This is a genomic window from Mycolicibacterium gadium, from assembly GCF_010728925.1.
GTDB lineage: Bacteria > Actinomycetota > Actinomycetes > Mycobacteriales > Mycobacteriaceae > Mycobacterium > Mycobacterium gadium.
The window spans coordinates 5555415-5576855 of record NZ_AP022608.1 but is presented as its reverse complement, the minus strand read 5'-3'; the positions used below and the strand labels follow the sequence as shown (position 1 = coordinate 5576855).

The 21441-nt window shown below is 64.9% G+C and carries 18 protein-coding genes and 1 tRNA gene; 5 read left to right on the top strand and 14 right to left on the bottom strand.

Annotated features, from left to right (window positions below):
- Position 1 precedes the first annotated feature (1 nt).
- The 4 genes from prmC to G6N36_RS27470 form a co-directional block, all read right to left on the bottom strand.
- Positions 2–865: a peptide chain release factor N(5)-glutamine methyltransferase gene (gene prmC / locus G6N36_RS27485; protein WP_163689915.1), complete on the bottom strand. Its 864-nt coding sequence runs from the start codon at positions 863–865 to the stop codon at positions 2–4.
- Positions 862–1935, bottom strand: a complete 1074-nt coding sequence (gene prfA, locus G6N36_RS27480) for a peptide chain release factor 1 (protein ID WP_163689913.1) — start codon at positions 1933–1935, stop codon at positions 862–864. The genes prmC and prfA overlap by 4 nt, the downstream gene beginning before the upstream one ends.
- 101 nt (positions 1936–2036) lie before the next feature.
- Positions 2037–2285, bottom strand: coding sequence for a 50S ribosomal protein L31 (rpmE, locus tag G6N36_RS27475; RefSeq protein WP_163689911.1), 249 nt, complete (start codon positions 2283–2285; stop codon positions 2037–2039).
- 195 nt (positions 2286–2480) lie between these two features.
- Positions 2481–3758: an IS30 family transposase gene (locus G6N36_RS27470; protein WP_163689909.1), complete on the bottom strand. Its 1278-nt coding sequence runs from the start codon at positions 3756–3758 to the stop codon at positions 2481–2483.
- Between the two features lie 154 nt (positions 3759–3912).
- On the opposite strand from G6N36_RS27470, the gene G6N36_RS27465 reads away from it, so the two are divergent.
- Positions 3913–4527, top strand: a complete 615-nt coding sequence (locus G6N36_RS27465) for a TetR/AcrR family transcriptional regulator (protein WP_163689907.1) — start codon at positions 3913–3915, stop codon at positions 4525–4527.
- On the opposite strand, the gene rho is transcribed toward G6N36_RS27465, so the two are convergent.
- The 6 genes from rho to argS all read right to left on the bottom strand — a co-directional run bounded on the left by rho (position 4524) and on the right by argS (position 13209).
- The gene (rho, locus tag G6N36_RS27460) at positions 4524–6443 is read right to left on the bottom strand and encodes a transcription termination factor Rho (RefSeq protein ID WP_163689906.1); all 1920 of its coding nucleotides are present in this window, start codon (positions 6441–6443) and stop codon (positions 4524–4526) included. The two genes, G6N36_RS27465 and rho, sit on opposite strands and share 4 nt — an antisense overlap.
- A 300-nt stretch (positions 6444–6743) precedes the next feature.
- Positions 6744–7688: a homoserine kinase gene (gene thrB, locus G6N36_RS27455; RefSeq protein ID WP_163689904.1), complete on the bottom strand. Its 945-nt coding sequence runs from the start codon at positions 7686–7688 to the stop codon at positions 6744–6746.
- Positions 7689–7699: 11 nt separating this feature from the next.
- Positions 7700–8815, bottom strand: a complete 1116-nt coding sequence (thrC, locus tag G6N36_RS27450; protein WP_163689903.1) for a threonine synthase — start codon at positions 8813–8815, stop codon at positions 7700–7702.
- The gene (locus G6N36_RS27445; protein ID WP_163689901.1) at positions 8812–10137 is read right to left on the bottom strand and encodes a homoserine dehydrogenase; all 1326 of its coding nucleotides are present in this window, start codon (positions 10135–10137) and stop codon (positions 8812–8814) included. Before G6N36_RS27445 ends, thrC begins: the two co-directional genes overlap by 4 nt.
- A 4-nt stretch (positions 10138–10141) precedes the next feature.
- Positions 10142–11560 (bottom strand): diaminopimelate decarboxylase, encoded by a 1419-nt coding sequence (gene lysA, locus G6N36_RS27440; protein ID WP_163689899.1) that lies wholly within the window; start codon positions 11558–11560, stop codon positions 10142–10144.
- Positions 11557–13209 (bottom strand): arginine--tRNA ligase, encoded by a 1653-nt coding sequence (argS, locus tag G6N36_RS27435; protein ID WP_163689898.1) that lies wholly within the window; start codon positions 13207–13209, stop codon positions 11557–11559. The genes lysA and argS overlap by 4 nt, the downstream gene beginning before the upstream one ends.
- Positions 13210–13313: 104 nt before the next feature.
- On the opposite strand from argS, the gene G6N36_RS27430 reads away from it, so the two are divergent.
- Positions 13314–13389, top strand: a tRNA-Arg gene (locus G6N36_RS27430).
- A 544-nt stretch (positions 13390–13933) separates the two neighbouring features.
- Here G6N36_RS27430 and G6N36_RS27425 read toward each other — a convergent pair.
- The 3 genes from G6N36_RS27425 to G6N36_RS27415 form a co-directional block, all read right to left on the bottom strand.
- Complete coding sequence (locus G6N36_RS27425) at positions 13934–14395, bottom strand: hypothetical protein (protein ID WP_163689896.1); 462 nt, start codon at positions 14393–14395, stop codon at positions 13934–13936.
- Positions 14396–15036: 641 nt separating this feature from the next.
- On the bottom strand, positions 15037–16287 hold the full coding sequence (locus tag G6N36_RS27420; RefSeq protein ID WP_163689894.1) for a carbohydrate-binding domain-containing protein: 1251 nt from the start codon (positions 16285–16287) through the stop codon (positions 15037–15039).
- A 450-nt stretch (positions 16288–16737) separates the two neighbouring features.
- The gene (locus tag G6N36_RS27415; protein ID WP_163689892.1) at positions 16738–17370 is read right to left on the bottom strand and encodes a GIY-YIG nuclease family protein; all 633 of its coding nucleotides are present in this window, start codon (positions 17368–17370) and stop codon (positions 16738–16740) included.
- A gap of 644 nt (positions 17371–18014) precedes the next feature.
- Here G6N36_RS27415 and G6N36_RS27410 point away from each other — a divergent pair.
- Positions 18015–18998, top strand: coding sequence for an alpha/beta fold hydrolase (locus G6N36_RS27410; RefSeq protein WP_163689891.1), 984 nt, complete (start codon positions 18015–18017; stop codon positions 18996–18998).
- A 93-nt stretch (positions 18999–19091) separates the two neighbouring features.
- Positions 19092–20036 (top strand): lipoprotein LpqH, encoded by a 945-nt coding sequence (locus tag G6N36_RS27405; protein ID WP_163689888.1) that lies wholly within the window; start codon positions 19092–19094, stop codon positions 20034–20036.
- Here the strand turns inward: G6N36_RS27405 and G6N36_RS27400 are convergent.
- A complete protein-coding gene (locus G6N36_RS27400; RefSeq protein WP_163689886.1) occupies positions 20023–20922 on the bottom strand; it encodes an SDR family NAD(P)-dependent oxidoreductase in 900 nt (299 codons plus the stop codon). The two genes, G6N36_RS27405 and G6N36_RS27400, sit on opposite strands and share 14 nt — an antisense overlap.
- Positions 20923–20996: 74 nt before the next feature.
- Between G6N36_RS27400 and G6N36_RS27395 the strand changes: the two genes are divergently transcribed.
- The gene (locus G6N36_RS27395) at positions 20997–21440 is read left to right on the top strand and encodes a nuclear transport factor 2 family protein (RefSeq protein WP_163689884.1); all 444 of its coding nucleotides are present in this window, start codon (positions 20997–20999) and stop codon (positions 21438–21440) included.
- Position 21441: the final 1 nt, after the last annotated feature.

Genomic DNA, 21441 nt, shown 5'->3' with positions numbered 1-21441 from the left:
CTCACCGGCTACGGACCGCAGTGACGAAGCGGGGCCGACCCGCCAGGTCGAGGCGGCTGGTGACGTCGTCGAATCGCCCTGTCCGGGCGAACGCTTCGACCGTCCGCGCCGAGGTGGTGTCGTCGTGCTCGACGGCGCAGAGCCCGCCGGCGCGCAGCCATCGGCCAGCGAGGTCGGCGATGGCTTCGATGACCTCCATCCCGTCCGGCCCGCCGAACAGCGCGTGCGGTGGATCATGTTCGGCGACTTCGGGTTCCAGATCCGCGTCGTCTGGAATGTAGGGCGGGTTGGCGACGAGCAGATCCACTGAGCCGTCGAGATCGGGAAGCAAGCCCGGTTCGGTGACGTCGGCACGCAGCAGTTCGACACCGACGCCTACGAGATTGCTTGTCGCGTACTCGAGCGCGCTCTGCGAGTCGTCGACGGCGACAATGCGGGCCGCGGGCCAGAACTTCGAAAGCGCCAACGCCAGCGCACCGCTACCGGTGCACAGATCGACGATCACCGGCTTCGACGACAGCTGTTGTGCAACAGTCCATTCCAGCATGGCTTCGGTTTCTGGCCGCGGTATGAAAACACCAGGACCGACATGGACAGTGACGGGACCGAACGCCGCGGTTCCGACGATGTGCTGAAGCGGCTTGCGGCTGACGCGCTCGGCGACGAGTCCGTCATAGGTTTCGTAGAAGTCCGATCCGGGGTCGAAGAATGCCAACCGTCCGCGCTCCACACCGGCGGCAAATGAGGCAAGCAGTTCCGCGTCGGCCCGCGGCGATCCGACTCCCGCCCGCGCCAGTGCCGCCTCGGCGGCATCGATCGCCTGGCGGACGTTGGCGCGTGCTGGCACCCGGCCGGGCCGGGTCATGCTTGCTGAAGCCGGGACTGCTTGTCGGCGGTGGCCAGCGCGTCGAACAGGGCATCGAGGTCGCCGTCGAGCACTTGGTCGAGGTTGTGCGCCTTGAAGTTGATCCGGTGATCGGCGATCCGGTTCTCGGGGTAGTTGTAGGTGCGGATCCGCTCGCTGCGGTCGACGGTGCGGATCTGGCTGGCCCGGTCCGCCGACGCGTCGGCCTGCGCCTGCTCCTCGGCGAGTGCCTGCAACCGGGCGGCAAGCACCTGCAGCGCGCGCGCCTTGTTCTGCAGCTGGCTGCGCTCGTTCTGGCAGGTGACGACGATGCCGGTGGGCAGATGCGTGATGCGCACCGCCGAGTCGGTGGTGTTGACGCCCTGGCCGCCCTTGCCCGAGGACCGGTACACGTCGATGCGCAGATCGGATTCGTCGATCTCGACTTCCTCGACCTCTTCGGGTTCGGGGTAGACGAGCACGCCCGCGGCCGACGTGTGCACGCGGCCCTGCGACTCGGTCACCGGAACCCTTTGCACACGGTGCACGCCGCCTTCGAACTTGAGACGCGACCACACCCCGTCGGCCGTATCGCCCTTGCTCCTGATCGACAACGTCGCGTCCTTGTAGCCACCGAGGTCGGAGGTGGTCCCGTCGAGCATGGTGACGGACCAGCCGTGCCGCTCGGCGTACCGGGTGTACATCCGCGCCAGGTCGGCGGCGAACAATGCCGATTCCTCGCCCCCCTCACCGGACTTCACCTCGAGGACGATGTCGTCGGCGTCGTGCGGATCGCGGGGTGAGAGCTGGTCGGTCAGCTGGGTGTCGAGCTGCTCGACGACCGCTTCCAGTTCGGGCACCTCGGCAGCGAACGACTCGTCGTCGGCGGCCAGTTCCCGGGCAGCCTCGAGATCGCCGCGGGCGGCCTCGAGCTTGCGGTAGGTCGCGACGATCGGCGAAACCTGGGCGAACCGGCGGCCGACCTTCCGTGCGGCGGACGCATCCGCATGCAGGTTGGGATCGGAGAGCTGGCGCTCGAGGTCGGCGTGCTCAGCGAGCAATGCCTCGATCACGGGTGCCGTGTCGGCCATGTCGTCCTCCTTACCCGCAGTGCACTCCCTCGGTTCTTCCGCCAAACGCAAACCGACGCCCGGGCTGCGCTCGTGCGCAGCATCGGGCGTCGGAACGACAGCTAGTTGTCTGCGCCTGTTTCGGGCGACTTCTCGCCCGCGCCCTTGCGCTTGCCGTAGCGCTTCTCGAAGCGCGCCACACGGCCGCCGCTGTCGAGGATCTTCTGCTTGCCGGTGTAGAACGGGTGGCACTGCGAGCAGACCTCGACGTGGATCTGGCCGCCCTTCTTGGTGCTGCGGGTGGTGAACGTGTTACCGCAGCCGCAGATCACCGTGGTGTCGGCGTAGTCAGGATGAATGCCTGATTTCATGGTTTCCTCTTCAATCGTGGGCCCCGGGTCGCCCCTCCGTTGACCAGGAGGTATCGGCGTGAACCGGAACCGAGGGTGTCGGCGCCATTATGCCAGGTCAACCGCCAACGGCCTAAACGCATGCGGCAGGGTCGCTATTCCTCGCCCCGCTCTTTCGCGAACGTGGGTTACCCGCACGCTTTCGGCCCGGCGGTTTCAAGCGGTAGATGCAACAGCGGGTGGTTTGGACGGGTTGGACAGTAGTTCGTCGAGGGCTTCGGCGGGTGTTTTCCAGCTCAAGGTTTCGCGGGGCCGGCGGTTGAGTTTGGTCGCGACGTAGTCGAGGTAATCGGCCGGAAAGACCGATAGGTCGGTGCCTTTGGCAAAGTATTGGCGCAGTAGGCCGTTGGTGTTCTCATTGGTGCCGCGCTGCCACGGGGAGTGCGGATCGCAGAAGTAAATATTGAGCTCGGCGGCTTGGGCGATCGCCGCATGGTTGGCCATCTCGCTGCCCTGATCCCAGGTCAGTGTTTTGCGCAGGATCAACGGCAGTTGCGCCATTTTCGCCACGATCGCTTCCTGCACGGCCACCGCGGTGTGATCGTCGGGCAGATGCAGCAACATCACAAACCGGGTCATCCGTTCGACCACGGTGCCAATCGCTGAACCCGAGGCAGTACTGCCCAGGATCAGATCGCCCTCCCAATGCCCGGGCACCGCGCGGTCTTCAACCTCGGGTGGACGCTCACTGATGTTGACCATGTCGCGGATGCGACCACGGCGTTCATCGGGGCGGCGCTGGGGCTTACGCAACGCTCGCCCGGTGCGCAGACAGGTATGCAGTTCGCGACGCAGACTGCCTTTGCCCTGGACATAAATCGAGGTGTAGATGGTTTCGTGCGACACCCGCATCTCCACATCGTCGGGAAAATCCAGCACCAACCGCTTGGCGATCTGCTTGGGACTGTGCTCGTCGAGCAGCCGGGCCTGCACTTCATCGTGCAGCTTCTCGCTAACAGCCAGCTTGCCCGCTTTCGGGCGACGCGCCCGCCGATCAGAGTATGCCTGCGCCGTCAGCGCGCAGTAGCCCCCCGCGGCGCTGCGGCCACTCTGGCGTGCCCCGAACGCATGCTTTCGCCGATACCCTGAGTTGCGGTCCGGGTGATCGACGGTGTGTCGGCCGTTGTTGTCGATTTCGCGTTTGATTGTCGACGCCGGCCGAGGAGGTAACAGCCGGCTACCAATCGCACGCAGCGACTCATTGGTCGCCACGCCGATTTCGATCTGAATCCGATCCTGCAGCGTCATCCGCGGCTTCAGGCCCGATGAGCTGGGCACTACCGATCGTGGTTTCACCCCGCCAGCGTCGCGGAACCAGCGAAATCCCGTGCGCCTCGACACGCCGACAGCCCAGCTTGCCTCCTCGACAGTATGGCCATCACTGACATGCCTCCAGAACTGACGAACAACAGAGCTCAAAGTCAAAACAGACAACGCAACACGCCTCCACACGAATCAGAGACTGTTGCATCGACCCCTAGACCCCAAGCCCCTCGACCGTGCGGGTAACCCACGTTCGGCGCTGCTGCGGCGTGACCTCTGCCGCTGAACAGATCTGTGAGTCTGTCTACCGTGCCACAATGCCCAGGTGACGACCGGCACTGCCACCAAGAACATCCGCGATCGACTGACCGACGCTGCGGAGATCTGCATGCGTGCGAAAGGGATCCGCGCGACCACGGTGTCCGAGGTGGCCGAGGTCGCCGGGGTTTCCCGCGGCTGGTTGTACCGCCACTTCCCGGACAAGGTCACACTGCTCGGCGCCGCGATCGTGCGGTTGAACGAAGCGTACTGGTCGGACGCGCACGCGATGCTGGAGCAGGTCGAGGGTCTGGACCGCCAGATGGCGCTGGGCATCCGGCACGCCCGCACCGCATACGACGATCCGGGTGCGCTGCTGATGAAGCTGCGGATGGAGGAGCCCGAGGAGTTCGCCGCTTGCGCGGGAGCAGGTGTCCAGGGGCTGGTGCCCGACCTGGCGGATTTCTGGTCGCGCTACCTCATCGCCGCCCGTGATCGTGGCGAGATCCATCCCGACATCGATATTGCCGAAGCATCGGAATGGGTTGCCCGCGTACTGATTTCGCTGGCAACGGTGCCTGGCGACACGCTCGATCCGGAAAACTCCGACGCCCTGCTGGTGCAGGTACGCCGCTACGTGATGCCGGGCCTGAAAGCCGACCCCGCCGCGTCCGTGGACTAGTCGCCGTCCGCGGATCCGGGCGCGGTCTTGGAGACCTGAACCAGGAACTCGTAGTTGTTCTTGGTCTTGCGCAGCTGGCTCATCAGCAAGTCGATGGCCTGGTGCGGGTCGAGGCCCGAGAGCACGCGGCGCAACTTGTGCACGATGGCGAACTCATCAGCCGAGAGCAGCAGCTCGTCCTTGCGGGTGCCCGACGGGTTGACGTCGACAGCCGGGAACACGCGTCGCTCAGCGATCTTGCGGTCGAGCTTGAGCTCGGCGTTGCCGGTGCCCTTGAACTCCTCGAAGATCACCGTGTCACCGGTCGAACCGGTCTCCACCATGGCGGTGGCGATGATCGTCAGAGAACCACCGAACTCGATGTTGCGGGCCGCGCCGAGGAACCGCTTGGGCGGATACAGCGCGGTCGAGTCGACACCACCGGACAGGATCCGGCCCGAAGCAGGCGACGCGTTGTTGTAGGCGCGGCCCAGTCGGGTGATCGAGTCGAGCAGCACGACGACATCCTTGCCCTGCTCGACGAGCCGTTTGGCGCGCTCGATCGCGAGCTCGGCAGCCTGAGTGTGGTCTGACGGCGGACGGTCGAAGGTCGAGGCGATGACCTCGCCCTTGACCGATCGCTGCATGTCGGTGACCTCTTCCGGACGCTCGTCGACGAGCACGACCATCAGGTGGCATTCCGGATTGTTCTTGGTGATCGCGTTGGCGATGTCCTGCATGATCGTGGTCTTACCGGCCTTGGGCGGCGACACGATCAGGGCACGCTGGCCCTTGCCGATCGGCATGATCAGGTCGATCAGACGGGTCGTCAGCTTCTCCGATGTCGTCTCCAGGCGCAGCCGCTGGTTCGGGTACAGCGGGGTCAGCTTGGTGAACTCGTCGCGATTCTTGGCGTCCTCAACGGGTCCACCGTTGACCGTGTCCAACCGCACGAGCGGATTGAACTTCTGCCGCGGATTCTGACCGCCACCCTCACCCTCTTTGGGGACGCGGACGGCGCCGGTCACCGCGTCGCCGCGGCGCAGACCGTTCTTGCGAACCATGTTCATGGACACGTACACGTCGTTGGGTCCGGCCAGGTAGCCCGAGGTGCGGACGAACGCGTAGTTGTCGAGCACGTCGAGGATGCCGGCAACGGGTTGCACGACGTCGTCCTCGCGCAACTCGGTGTCGCGGTCTCCCCCGCCACCACCTTCACCACCGCGCTCGCGGCGCCTGCGATCGCGGAACCGGCGACCCCGGCGACCCCCACGGCCCTCGCCGTCGTCGTCGTTGTTCTGGTTGTTCTGGTTGTTCTGGTTGTTGCGGTTCTGCTGACCGCCCTGCTGGTCGCCGCCCTCGGACTTGTCGCCGTCCGACCTACCGCCGTCGGACTTGTCGCTTTCGGACTTGTCGCGCTGTTTCGCGGGCTGCTCGTCGGCATCGGGCTTCGCATCCTGACGGCCCTGTGCGGACTGGTCGGAGCCGCTCGGGGCGCCAGATCCGCGCGAGGCGCCGCGACGCTCACGGCGTGGGCGCTGTTGCTCGGTCTGCTCGCCGGGCTCGCTCGTTGTCTCAGAAGCGGTCGCCGTGTCAGCGGCGGGTTCTGCTGGGGCGGCGTCGGCGGCCTTGGCGGTCGTGCCGTTGGATTCGCCGCGACGCTCACGGATGGCGGCGACCAAGTCGCTCTTGCGCATTCCGGAGGCGCCCTCGACGCCGATCTGCTTGGCCAGTGCCCGCAGTTCGGGCAGCACCATCGTCGATAGTGAGCCTGCACGGTTGCCGGACGCTACGTCGGCGGTCGGTGCGGTTTCCGCGGTGGGCGTGCTGTTTGACGCTTCCTCGGCCGCGGGAGTCGAGATGTCTGAATTCACGGGGCTCGGCAGCTGGTCGTTTTCGCTGTTACCGCCAGCCGTGATCAGGTCCGTTTCGGTCACGGATTTCCTTTCTTTCCCTCGCTGATCAAGTCATGCGGGGGTTCGTTGCGTTCAGCTAATCCGCTGAACGCGGGGGTCCCACCATTGCCTCTGCGACAGTGATCGCCGGGATTCGCCGCAAAACGGCGAACCGTCAGTCCACGAGATGAGCACTTGAAAGAAGAGTGGTCGTCCTAGTGTCGACGCAGGCAGAGACGCTGCAATTGCTGGACGAGAGCGAGAATAACCCGCTTCCGTGCTGGAAGCAAGAAAGACACTGGTTCGGATGTGACTCCTGTTATCGGTGCGATCCAACACAGATCAAGTCCGGGCAACAACGCCCGATGTCCATCGCACGCCTTCGCCGACCCTCATCTCACTGACGGCGAACCCGTTCGCGACGCCATACTCGATGGCTTTCGCCGGCAACTCCGATTGCGTACTAAATGCGATAACCGCAGGTCCGGCTCCAGATAACGCCGCCGATACCTCACAACGCCGGAGGATCTGCAGGTATTCCGCGGACCGCGGGATGGCGGCGGCCCGCTGCGGCTGGTGCAAGACGTCTTCGGTGGCCTCCATCAACAGGTCGGGGCGCTGCGTCAGTGCCACCACCAGCAATGCGGCACGGCTCAGATTGAACCGGGCATCGGTGTGGCTGACGTGCTCCGGGAGCAACACCCGGGTTTCGGCCGTCGAGGAGCGCTCTTCGGGGATCGCGGGGAACAGATGGATGTCCGGATGCAGCTGGATCGGCACCGCCGAGTAGCGCGGCAACACGCCTTCGTGTTCGGTCCACGACACCACTGCCCCGCCGAGCACCGCCGCGGATGCGTTGTCGGGATGACCCTCGAACTCACTCGCCAGCTGGATCAACTCGGCGTCGCTCAGCGGCTCCGAACCCACCTGCGTCACAAGGCCGTTGACAACGGCGAGCCCGCCGACGACCGCCGCAGCCGACGATCCGAGACCTCGGGAATGCGGAATATCGTTGCGGCAGATGACCTTTAGACCGGCGACCTGAAACCCGGTGTTCTGCAGCCCGTGCTCGATCGCGCGCACGACCAGATGCGACGAGTCCAGGGGGACCTGCCCTGCACCCTCGCCCTCGACTTCGACGACGAGGCCGGATTCGGTGACTTCCACGACGATCTCGTCGTACAGGCTCAACGCCAGGCCCAGGCTGTCAAAGCCCGGACCCAGGTTTGCGCTCGAGGCCGCAACGACGGCGGTGGCCGTCAGACCGACGGGCAGAGTCTGCGTCACAGGGGCACCTGCTAGACCAGACCCAGCATCTCGACCACGGCTGACGCGTCGACTGGTAGCGGCGTCACGACCGGCATGCCTTTGAGCGCCGTGTCGGGATCCTTGAGGCCGTTGCCGGTGACCGTGCACACCACCGTCGAGCCTTTGGCGACCCAGCCATCCTCGATCGACTTGAGCAGCCCGGCGATGCTTGCGGCCGAGGCGGGCTCGACGAACACGGCCTCGGTGCGGGCCACCAGGTGATAGGCGGCGAGGATCTCCTCGTCGGTGGCGGCGACGAAACGGCCGTTGGACTGCTCCTGGGCCTCGACAGCCGTCGTCCACGACGCGGGTGAGCCGATCCGGATGGCGGTGGCGATCGTCTCGGGATTGGTCACCGGCTCGCCTAGCACCAGGGGTGCGGCGCCGGCGGCCTGCGTGCCCAGCATGCGTGGCAGTCGGTCGGACACCCCGTCGCGGTGGTACTCCTGGTAGCCCTTCCAGTACGCGGTGATGTTTCCCGCGTTGCCCACGGGTAGAGAATGCACGTCCGGTGCGGCGCCGAGAGCGTCGATGATCTCGAATGCGGCGGTCTTCTGCCCCTCGATGCGGAACGGGTTGACCGAGTTGACGAGCGACACCGTCGGATAGTCGTTGGTCAGCTTGCGCGCCAGCTCGAGGCAATCGTCGAAGTTGCCGTCGATCTGAATGATCTTCGCGCCGTGCATGACGGCTTGGGCGAGCTTGCCCATCGCGATCTTGCCCTGGGGGATCAGCACGGCGCAGGTGATACCCGCCCTGGCCGCGTAGGCAGCCGCCGACGCGGAGGTGTTGCCGGTGGACGCGCAAAGCACCGCCTTCTGGCCGCGAGCGACGGCCTCGGTGACGGCCATCGTCATACCGCGGTCCTTGAACGAACCCGTCGGGTTGAGGCCCTCGACCTTCAAATGCACGGTGCAGCCGGTCAATTCGGACAGTCGAGGTGCGGGCAGCAGCGGCGTACCGCCCTCGTGCAGGGTGATCGGGGTCCAGTTGTCCTCGACCGGAAGGCGATCCCGATACGCGGCAATGAGCCCGGGCCAAGGCTGATGAACGCCCTTCGGCGCGACTGTGCCCACCGCTCGTCGCGCTAGCGGCTCATCGCTCATTCGCTGGTTCCTTCCAGTCGAAGCACGCTGTTGATGCCCTCCACCACATCGAGGTCGGCCAGCGCCTCGACGGTTTCGGACAGCGCGGCATCGGTCGCCTGGTGGGTGACGACGACGATGCGCGCACCGCACCGCTGGCCTTCCGGGTCCACCATGCCCTCCTGGCGCACTTCGGCGATGCTGACCTCACGTTTACCGAATTCGGCTGCCACGGCTGACAACACACCGGGACGGTCGGCGACGTTCATGCTCACGTAGTACCGGGTCGGGATGAAGCCGATCGGCGAGATCGGCAGCTTGGCGTACTTGGACTCCCGAGGGCCTCGGCCACCCTGTACCCGGTTCCGCGCGGCCATCACCAGATCACCCATCACCGCGGAGGCGGTCGGCGCTCCACCGGCACCCTGGCCGTAGAACATCAGCCGCCCCGCGGCCTCGGCCTCGACGACGACCGCGTTGAACGCGCCGTTGACCGAGGCGAGGGGGTGAGTCAGGGGCACCAGCGCCGGGTAGACGCGGGCAGAAACCCGCTGCTGCCCTTCGTCAGTGGTGAGCCGCTCGCAAATCGCGAGCAGCTTGATCGTGCAGCCGAGTGCGCGGGCCGAGACGAAGTCGGCCGGGGTGACCTTCGTGATGCCCTCGCGGTACACGTCGTCGGCGGTGACACGGGTGTGGAAGGCGATCGAGGCGAGGATCGCAGCCTTGGCGGCGGCGTCATATCCCTCGACGTCGGCGGTCGGATCCGCCTCGGCATAGCCCAGCGCGCTCGCATCGGCCAGCGCCGCGGTGTAGTCGGCGCCCGTGCTGTCCATCTCGGAGAGGATGTAATTCGTGGTGCCGTTCACGATGCCGGCGACCCGGATCACGGTGTCACCCGCGAGCGATTGGGTCAGCGGACGGATGACGGGGATTGCACCGGCCACGGCCGCCTCGAAATACAGGTCGACGTGGGCGTGTTCGGCGGCCTGGGCCAATTCGCCGGTGGAGACGGCCATCAGCGCCTTGTTGGCGGTGACGACGGACTTGCCCTGCTCGAGGGCGGTCAGGATCGCCTTGCGCGCGGGTTCGACCGGTCCCATCAGCTCGACGACGATGTCGACGTCGTCTCGCCCCACGAGTTCGTCGATGTCGTCGGTCAGCATCTCGACTGGCACGCCTCGGTCGTCGGCGACGCGGCGCACCCCAATGCCACGCAGCACCAAGGGCGCACCGATGCGGGCCGCGAGGTCCTGCGCACTCTCCTCGATGATGCGGACGACCTGGCTACCCACGTTGCCGAACCCCAAGACCGCTACGCCGATGGGCTTTTCCTCGGTGCTCATTTGCTTACCTCACTTCCAGACTGAGTAGATCGTCGACCGTTTCCCGGCGCAGAATCAGGCGGGCCTGCCCGTCGCGCACGGCCACGACCGCCGGGCGGCCGATGAGGTTGTAACGGCTTGACATCGAATAGCAGTAGGCGCCGGTGGCTGCGACACCGAGCAGATCGCCGGGTCTTATGTCGTCGGGCACCCAGGTGTCGCGCACGACGATATCGCCACTTTCGCAATGCTTTCCGACGACACGGCCCAGTATCGACGAACCCTCACTGGCGCGCGAGATCAGGCGGACGTCGTATTCAGCGCCATACAACGAAGTACGGATGTTGTCGCTCATGCCGCCGTCGACGCTGACATAGCGGCGGTAGCGGTCGGTTGCGACCGCCACATCCTTGACTGTGCCGACCTGATAGAGCGTGATAGTGCCCGGGCCTGCGATCGCGCGACCCGGCTCGACGACCAGTTGGGGGGTGGGTAGCCCGACCGCCGCCGACTCCTCGCGGACTATGACGCTGAGCTTGGCGGCCAGCTCGGCGACCGGCGGCGGATCATCCTGTGGCAGATATGAAATGCCCAGTCCCCCACCGAGGTCGACGATCGACATCTGCGATGTCTTCTCGACGCCGAACTCGGAGACGACGTCGCGCAGCAGGCCGATGACGCGATGCGCGGCGATCTCGAACCCGGCGACATCGAAGATCTGCGATCCGATGTGGCTGTGCAGGCCCACCAGGCGCAGATGGTCGGTGGCGAACACCCGACGCACGGCGGTCAGCGCCGCGCCACTGGCCAGCGACAGGCCGAACTTCTGGTCTTCGTGCGCGGTCGAGATGAACTCGTGGGTGTGCGCCTCGACGCCGACGGTGACGCGGACCAGTACATCCTGTACAACACCCGCTGCACCGGCGATTTCGTCGAGCCGCTCGATCTCGACCATCGAATCGACGACCACATGTTCGATGCCCGCATTGACGGCGGCGGTCAGCTCTTCGACCGATTTATTGTTGCCGTGCAACGCAATCCGATCAGCGGGAAAGCCGGCGTGAAGTGCAACGGCCATCTCGCCGCCGGTCGCGACGTCGAGGGACAACCCCTCTTCGGCGATCCAGCGGGCCACCTCGGAGCACATGAAGGCCTTTGCGGCGTAGCGCACGTTCTCGCCACCGCCGAATGCCGCAGCGATCTCCCGGCACCGCGACCGGAAATCGTCCTCGTCGATCACGAACACCGGAGTGCCGAACTGCGCGGCGATGTCCGCGACGGACACTCCGGCAATAGATACCACGCCGTCGTCACCGCGAACCGTGTTGCGCGGCCAGACATTCGGCGCGAGCAGCAAGACCTCGGCCGCCGAAAGCGGACGCGGCGGCGCACCACCATGGTGGACTTCTTCGGCGTGCCGCGGGCCGGCCGGGTGTGCGATCACATCCGCTCCGGAGCGCTGACGCCGAGGATGCCCAGACCGTTGGCGATGACCTGGCGTGTGGCCTCGCACAGTGCCAGGCGCGCGGAATGCAGATCGTTCGGCGCTTCGTCACCCTGGGGCAATACGCGGCACGAGTCGTAGAACCGGTGATAGTCACCGGCCAAGTCTTCGAGGTAACGGGAGACGCGGTGCGGTTCACGCAGAGTCGCAGCGGTTTTCAGCACACGGGGGAACTCGCCAAGGTTGCGGATCAGCACGCCCTCTTTATCGTGCGTCAGCAACTCGAGGTGCTCGGTGCTCGCGGCAAGGCCGAGCTCGGCGGCGTTCCGAGCCAGAGCAGAGAGGCGTGCGTGCGCGTATTGCACGTAGTAGACGGGGTTTTCGTTGGACGCCGACGACCACAACGCCAGATCGATGTCGATGGGGGTGTCCACCGAGGAGCGGATCAGCGAGTACCGGGCGGCGTCGACGCCGATCGCGTCCACAAGGTCATCGAGGGTGATCACGGTGCCGGCGCGCTTACTCATCCGCACCGGCTGGCCGTCGCGGACCAGGTTGACCATCTGCCCGATCAGCACCTCAACCGTGGCGGGATCCTCACCAAGCGAGGACGCGATGGCCTTGAGTCGGGCGATGTAACCGTGGTGGTCGGCGCCGAGCATGTAGATGCACAGGTCAAAGCCGCGCTCGCGCTTATCTAGGTAGTAGGCGATGTCGGCGGCGACGTAGGCCGGCGCACCGTCGCTCTTGATGACGACGCGGTCCTTGTCGTCGCCGAAGTCGGTGGTGCGCAACCAGACTGCGCCGTCCTTCTCGTACACCTTGCCCGCGTCGCGCAGCTTGGCGATCGCCTGCTCGACGCGCCCCGACGTGTGCATAGAGTCTTCGTGGGTGTAGACGTCGAAGTCCGTGCCGAACTCGTGCAATGAGGCCTTGATATGACTGAACATCAGGTCGACCCCGATGGCGCGGAAGGTCTCCTGCATTTCGTGGTCGGGCAGGCTCAGGACGTCGGGTTCCTTGGCAACCACTTGTGCGGCAATGTCTTTGATGTACTCGCCGGCGTAGCCGTCCTCGGGCGGCGGCTCACCCTTGGCCGCTGCGATCAGCGAGTTGGAGAACCGGTCGATCTGGGCGCCGTGGTCGTTGAAGTAGTACTCGCGTAACACGGACGCGCCCTGCGTCGAGAGCAGCCGGCCCAGCGCGTCGCCGACGGCGGCCCAGCGGGTGCCGCCGATGTGGATCGGCCCCGTCGGGTTCGCCGAGACGAACTCCAGGTTGATGTTCTGGGCCTTCAGCTCCTCGGAGTGCCCGTAGTCCGCGCCCGCGTCGAGAACGTTGTTGACGATCACGCCCTGGGCGGAGGCGTCGAGACGCAGATTGACGAAGCCGGGCCCCGCGACGTCGGCGGCGGCGATGCCGTCGGTCTGCGTCAGCGCGGCCGCCAACCAGCCGGCCAGCTCGCGTGGGTTCGCGCCGACCTTTTTGCCCAGCTGGAGTGCCAGATTCGTGGCGTAATCGCCATGCTCGGGGTTACGCGGGCGCTCGACGGTGACCGTGTCCGGTAGCGCGGCGCTGTCGAGTCCGTGCTCAGAAAGCACCGCGGCCGCGGTGGTCTTGAGCAGCTCGGCCAAGTCGGCTGGGGTCACGAGGGTCCATCCTATGGTCTGACGTGGTCAGGCCCCGAATCGGTTTCCGGTCCTTCCGATGCGTTAGGCTGTCGACGCCCATTGGCGCAGGTTCACACCCGTGCGCCCCCGTAGCTCAGGGGATAGAGCGTCTGCCTCCGGAGCAGAAGGCCGCAGGTTCGAATCCTGCCGGGGGCACCATCTGACCAGGGGTTCAGGCACCGACACCCCAGGGCGGTTACGTGCGAGCCAGGAGGAATTGTCCCTCCCGGAGTCTTTCGTCCGCGATCATCTGGGTCTCTGTCCATCACGGATCGGGTGGGCTGCGGAACCGTGTTCCCGACGTGGACCATGCGTAATCGTCAGTCGGGTGAGGACGCATCACTTGTGCATCGCTTAGGCTAGGGCGGAGATGACGGGCCAGGCTCGCTGCTGAACTATCCAGGGTCACCCCGTCACCTCCATCACGCCGACCCAAGACGTGACCAAACCTGGATGCGACGCTGCTCGATTGTTCCCGCGCTCCTGGTGGAGTAAACCGGCGCGCCGAAGTGGTGCGATCCCGGGCTGGTACGAGGCTCGGCTCCGGCCACGGCGTCACGGCCGTGTCACGACCGAAACCCGAAGGTTAGCAGCGCGTTTCGCGGATCAGAAGGGCTCACGGGTGGACGGGTCTGATCTGCCTCCGGAGCAGAAGACGCGGGCTTCAATCCTGCCGCAGCAAGAATTTGACCAGCTCGTCAGATCACGGTTTATCTTCGCCGCGGCGGGTGCCGGATACGTGAGCTGGTGCCTCTGCACCTTCGTCATCACTCTCGGTTTCTGAGCCGTGCGAGGCTGGCTGCTCGTCAGCCGGCGAAGCCGTCGCCCCACCGGGGGTGTCCTGCTGCTTCGGAGACCGATACTCCGGGTCTTTCTCTGGTCTGCTCGCCCCACCTGTGCCCGAATCATCGGCCGTGTCCACGTCTTTGGCACTGGTTTGGCGGCCTTCGTAGGGCGGTAAAACGGCTTCGGTCTTTTGCGAGGGGATATTGCCGACGCCACCGTCGCCACTAGTTTTATCGGCTGGGTCGCTGATGGGCGGGTTGGCATCGGGGTCAACGGCGCCGGCCGGGCGGTCCACATTCTTGATGGGTTCGTCTGGTCCGGTGTTGTGCGTGCCTGGTCCGCCATCCACTTGCTGGGACTCTGTTTCCGGGTTGGTCATGTTCTGCTTCTTCCTACGATGCAGCGATGTGACCCCGCTCACATCCGGATACCCTGACCCTCCCACTCGAAACGGCCCTGCCGCCACGGCCTCACCTCGTCGGTGGGCCGAGGCCGGTCCTAGGTACTACGACGCTCCAACTCCAGCGTTTCTCGCGGTTGCACTGCAGCCTCATCTATCGCGCCATCGAGAGCATCGCCGATGCTCGCGAGTGGTGGGCCAAACCTGTCCAATGCGCCCCGCACCCGGGTCGGGCGCAGCTCCAACTTCCGAACCATGTTCCACCTTCCTGAGGTTTGAGTGGTACGTGCTGAGCCGACGCTCCCGGCCCGGGCTTGGAGCTTCCTAAAAGGACCGTCGGCGCCCGCCGAACGTCTCAGCTGATGAGCAACGCGACACCGTGGGCCAGCTTGTCGTTTCAGGTGATCGTCTCGGTGGACGGTAATCCGCACAACACGCCGCTCGGGCGGACGTACTTAGCTCGCCATCCCGGCGCGGGATCTACCCGCACATACCAAAGAGACAGGTGATCCGTATGAATCATCTGAGCCTCAACGGGTTTCACAGACTATCCGCTGCTTCGGCGACGGCGGAGACTCTCAGCGGCCAACCGGCCGATGGGGCCGGTTGCTCGGTGTCCGTCAGCTTCCCGCATACGACCAGATGGACACCCAATCGACCAACAGATTGCCGCGGTTGGTCCCGTACCCTTTCGTCTCGGTCTGCAGCTGCCAGCGCATCGGCTTCGTCGGGACGTACCGCGTTGTGTCGAGAACCACGGCGTCATCGAGAAGAAACCTGACCCGACCGGGGGACCATTCGATGGTGTAGACGTGCCAGTTGTTGAACGACACGCCGGTGTTGGCGGAGTCCTGTCCGCCACTGGCCAGCGCATAGTGGTGGAATCCGTAGGCCGTTTCATTCAGCTGACCCTCGGGAAAGTCGATTTCACCGTCGTCCGGCCACTTTTCGGACTCGGGCCAGAGCAGCCAAGCGATGTGATACTCGCTGAGGTTGGGATTGTCGACGCGCAGCCGCGCCGAGTAGCGGCCGTAGGTCTGATACTGACTGCCGTTCGCGATGATCGGTGACGGGTTGGCCCCCGCCGGCTGGCCGTCCACGTTGTGAAGGTCGAACTGGAGCATCCCGTCGGCGACACTGAGGACTTCCGCTGGCCGGTACGGCCTGCGCTGATATGTGTCGAGGAAAGTGGACGGATAGGTGCGCCACTGCTGGCCCTCCGCTCCGACGTAGACGACCTTGTATGGGTCGGTGTCGTTGGCCCAACTGCCCTTCGGCGCCGATCGCGTGAAGTCCTCGGCAAAGGCGTGGGTCCAACCTGGCAGGTTGCCCTTCGGTGCGGTGGATGCCGGTACCGAGGTGGTCGTCGTGGTTGGCGCAGTAGTCGTTGTCGGGCTTGTCGGCGGAGTGCTGGTCGTCGTAGTCGTGGGGACCTCCGGGACGACGGTCACCGCATCCACCGACAGTTGTCTGGTGCATTTGATTGTCCGGTACGGGTTCGTGAACGAGACGCCGATCGTGTGGGAACCGGCGGATATCTTTCGCGAGGACGTGTAGGTGGTCCATGAATTCGCCGACACAGAGTGGGTGCCAATGGTGACGCCATCCACCTTGACCGCCATTGACGGCGCGCCGTTGCACTGCTGTCCCTTGGCTCGAACGACGACGCTCGCCGAAGCGGGTAGCGAGACTTTCTTCGAGACGGTCGCCGCCCACGTTAGGGCAATGAACGAACCACCATTCGCGGTGGAATCCCGGCTGATCGCACCGGCGAATGACGGTGAGACGCTCATGGATTCGGCCTCGACAACGGTCGAAGCCGCGGCCGTCGCAAACGGCGTGACCGACACGGTGACGACGACGGCGGTCACTATGGCACCTACGCCGACCCACCCCGAGACCCTGCGCGACCGAAACATGGCGACTCCATCTGAGCAGGGGCCGAACGGCTGTGTTCAACCTCACGCCTAATTTCCTCTCCCCTCCGTCAATTTACAATAGAAACATCTATCACTTTGGTAACAACACTGTTTCGCGACGAATGCGCTACCGGGCGATCGGCGAACACGCTGCGAGCGAATGCCCGACCGGCTTCGTGATTTTCCGGGTCCGCCAGACAGGCGCCAATAGCGGTGCTTTTCAACAACTCTCAACGATGCTGGAGAAGGCAGGCATACTTGGTCGACGGCCGAAGGCAGATGCAGGGTCACCGGAAGGACGCGGTCAATGGCGAGACGGAGTAAAGGCCCTGGAGTACAACATGTTTCACTATCGACGCGCCCCGACCCTGGCGATCGCTCACCACTGGGAGTGAATCTGGGCTAAGACCACTCCGCGAGGACGCGCATCTTGGCTGCCTTCACTGCGGCGGCCCGTCGTAAGCGCTTGAGTTCCGGCGCAAAGCGGTTGCGGTCGTTGTCCTGGAAATTCAGGGGGAGATCCAGCGCGTTGATCAGCTTTGGTTCCAGATGCCATGGCTCGGGGTGCAGCACCCAGGACACCGCGGCATTCTCGGCCATCCACTGGGTCAGGACCGCTTCGCCGCCCGCGAAGGTCTGTCGCTTTCCCGATCCGATCCGGCGCAGCGCGAAGCCGAGCCGGTCGCCGAGCAGAACCCCAAGCGACTTGCGCAGGGTGGAACCGTCTGCGCTCGCATTGCCGGCTCCGAAGTGATACCGGATGCGTTTGCGAAGATCCTGCTGGTTCTGCTGCTTGCTCCCGGCCCGGGGTGGCCCAGGGCTGATTCCGACATAGAGCAGCGCCCAGCCGTCGCGTTGTTCGCACCCCGAGATATCGATGTCTCCGGGGATCTCACGGAACCACCAGCCATGGGCACCCGATTCGCCGGGCACCGGACATGGATCGGCGAAAATTTCGTCACGCGTATACCGCTGAGCCGCAAGAAAATTCGCGACAGCGTTTGCAGCCCGCTTCGCGGCCATCGACTCAGCCATACAGTCAGCCTAGCCCCCGGCGAGCGTTCACCCACCCCACTGGATTCAGCCGGCGTGCTCCAACGCACCAATGTATGTGCCCGGGTGGATTGCGGCGTCCTGCTGCATCACGCTGACACCGCCGGGAATCCAGGGAGTCACCAGAGGCGCCGCCTCTTCATCGGCCAATGATGACTGATCCAGGCATGTCGGGAGGCAATTCAAATCTTGTGCTGTTCTTGCACTCGCTGTCCCAGTTTCGGGTCTAATCTCCCGGTAGAGGGCCAGATTGCGCTGCCTGTCCCACGCTCGAGATTTTTGCTAGCGTCGTCCCGTGTTGATCCCCATCGCTTACACGGTCGTGTCGGCGTATGCCTCAACCAATGGCCCCGACAAAAGCCGCCCACCGCGCCTGACGCCCCCGCTCCAGGACGACGTTGGTGCGCCGCAGTCGTACATCGTCGACGCGTGGATCGGCGGATATGCGTGCTGCGACTGCGGTTGGAAGGGACGACGGCGATGGCATCGGTCATTCGCCGTCCACGACGCCGTGCGACACTTCGCCGCAACCAAGCACCATTTCGAGTGCTGATTTCCGTCTCCAAGAAATCACCAAGTGCTTCCTCTCAGGCTCCTCCAAACGCCTGATCGAAGGGAGAGACCCAGTGCCTGCTTCACGTCCCGACTTGCGGCCGGCCCGCGAGGTCGCGCCGTCGCTTCAGTTCCGCACCATTCACGGCCATCGCCGCGCCTTTCGCATCGCCGGTTCGGGCCCCGCGATGCTGTTGATCCACGGAGTCGGCGACAACTCGACGACCTGGAACAGCGTGCATTCCAAACTTGCGCAACGATTTACGGTCATTGCGCCGGACCTCCTGGGCCACGGTGAATCCGACAAGCCGCGCGCCGATTACTCGCTCGCGTCCTTCGCCAACGGCATGCGCGACCTACTCGCCGTACTCGGAATCGACCGCGTCACCCTCGTGGGTCACTCCCTTGGTGGCGGCATCGCCGCTCAGTTCGCCTACCAGTACCCCCACATGGTGGAACGCATCGTGCTGGTCAGCTGTGGCGGTGTGACGAGTGATGTCACCCCAGCTCTGCGACTGGCAGCAATGCCGATGGGGGCCGAGTCGATGGCAGCGTTGCGCCTCCCGGGCGCGGTCCCCGCCCTGAAATTCGCCGGCCGCGCCGCCAAGTCGCTGCTCGGTTCGACCAAGCACGGACGCGATCTGGGCAGCGGTATCGATCTGCTCGCCCGGCTGGCCGATCCGAAGGCACTGTCGGCGTTCGCGCGGACGGTGCGGGGTGTGGTGGACGGCCGTGGACAGTTCGTCACCATGCTCGATCGCGCCTACCTCATGCCGTCGATCCCCAAGCAGATCATCTGGGGTGAAGACGACATGGTGATTCCGGCGAGCCACGCGCGGATAGCCCACGAGGCAATGCCCGAGTCACGCTTGGAGATCTTCGAAAGCTCCGGGCACATGCCCTTTCGCGATCACCCCGACCGCTTCGTCTCCGTTGTCGAGCGGTTCCTCGACTCGACACTGCCCGCCGAATACGACCAAACCAGCCTCGGCTCGGTGATGCGGGGCTGCGACAGCGAGGACAGCGCTCCCACGGCGACCGCGTCGATCAGCGCCTGAGCAATCCCGTGTTGTCGGCTTACCGGCTGACTTATCGTGATCCCGCACCCGTCCGCGCAGGTGATGGGCTCGCTCAGGAGGAACGACGTCGTTATGAAGGCTGCCGCCCCGGTCAGGCTGACCGCAGCAGGGGTGGCACTCCTATGTGTGCTCGCAGGCTGCAACAGGAGCGACGGTCAGGCATCGCCGGTTTCGTCCGCGCCGGCGAGCGGTACGTCGAGCGAGTCAACGACCACTGAGGCCGCGACGCCCGCGGATTACAGCGCCCTGCTCATCACGAGCGAAGACATCGACTCATCGGAACCCTTCACCGCTGAGCCACCGATCCTCAATCCGAACGGCGAGGCCGGCGTCAGCGGGCGCTTCTTCGCCGAGGACTCTTCGATGATCGGTTCCACCATCAGAGTCCTGGCCGACCCTGCCGAAGCCGCGAGGGTGCTCGAACTGACCAGCAATGGAGTATCAAACGTTGCGGGCAGGCGAGAGCCGTCGCCGATCGGCACCAACGGATCGGTGATCGCGGGGACGTCGTTGGATCAAATCACGGGGATCACGGTGCTCACGTTCTCCGAACAGAACGCCGTCGTCACACTCGAGTTCGACGGCCCCTACGGCAAGCTCGAAGGATTACCAGCGGAACTCATTGATTCGGTCGCTCGGCGTCAACTGGAAATTCTCAGAGCGAGATTGCCGGAAATGGCTCCGCCTCCTCCCCTCCCCGTCGCCGCGACCATAGGCGGCAAGCCGGTGGATGTCCGAGGCCCGGTCGTGTGCAAGTACTGGAACGGCAGGTCCACCATCATCGCAGGCAACTCGGTACTCAAGATCGTCGTCGAGCTCGAGCCGGATGCGTCGGTGGTACACCGCGTGGAGCTCGCCAACGTCGACGACGTCTACCTGAGTTCGCCCGGCAATATGGCCACCGTCACCAAGGCCGGCAACACCTACACGGTCATCGGCACCGCATCTGGTGAGAGCGACACCACCCCGCCAAGGCAGGTCACCGAGCCCTTCGAAATCAGCCTCACGTGCCCCTGATGGGGAATGTCGTTCCCGTCTCGCTCTCTGCGAACTCCCAGAGCTTTTGGGCGTCTTCGTAGTCGCAGGCGTTCGCCGTCCGGCCGGCGAGCGTCGGTCCGCCCTTGAATCCGAAGCGTCCGTCGATGCCCACGAAGCTGCCCGGCGGAATGGGCTCGCTGATGCAGTACAGCGACGTCGCGGCACCGGCGTCGATGTCGTTGCCGATGACGTTCGCGACTCTCGTCACCACCGAGTGAAACGCAGACATCACGCGGGTGTCGGAGACGTTGGACAGGTTCGAAGCCACCCAGCCCGGATGTGTCAGGAACGACGTGACCGGCGAATTCGCTTCACGCAAGCGGCGATCCAGCTCTAAGCCCCACAACATGACGGCCAATTTCGAGCGCGCGTACGCCGGAAGGGAAGACCACTTCCGCGTGCGCAGGTGCGGATCATCGAAGGCGATGACGCCCCCTTTGTGGGCGTCCGAGCCGACATTGATGATCTTCGATCGCACCCGTTCGAACAGCAGGTTGGTCAACGCGAACGGGCCGAGGAAGTTCGTGCCGAGCATCATCTCGAAACCGTCGACGGTCTCGCTTCGTGTCTGTGCGACCAGGCCGGCGTTGTTGATGAGGATGTCGACGTCACCCTCGATCAGGTCCGGAAACGCACGTACCGAAGACTGATCGGCCAGGTCGAGCTTGACGACGGAGGTGTCACCGCCGATCTCGGCCGCGCGCTGGGCGCCCAGGTCCAGGTTGCGCACCGCGAGAATGACGTGCGCACCGGTGCGGACCAACGCGCGTGCCGTCCCCAGGCCCACTCCGTTCGTCGCGCCGGTCACGATGATGCGCTTACCGCTCAAATCGCCGAGTCGGCTCGGCGCCCAGTTCGAGGTCACCCTGTTGACGATAGCCAGGGCGTATCCGACCACAAACGTTGACATGACAGATTCGGCCTGGTTGTCTACCGCCGATGAGCGACGGCGCCCGCGAGATCGAGAACCTCGTCTACACCTATGCCGAGCGCCTCGACGCCGGCGACCTCGACGGTGTCGCCGCGCTGTTCGCTCACGGGCGCATCTGCGGTATGGAGGACGGGCCGCCGGAAACGGTCTTCGTGGGCGTTTCCCGGGTGCGGCAGATGTACGAGATGGCAACGCGCCTCTACGAGGACGGCACCCCGAAGACCAAGCACTTCACCACGAATGTGCGTCTGGAGGTGGATGACGCCGCCGGAACCGCCAACGGCAGCGCGTACTACTGCGTCACTCAAGCGACGCCGGACCTGCCGCTGCAGATCATCGTGACCGGCCACTATCGCGACACCTTTCACCGCATCGACGGTGCGTGGTGGTTCGATACGCGCACGATGTTCGTCGACCAGATCGGCGACACCAGCCATCATCTGAAGTTCTGAT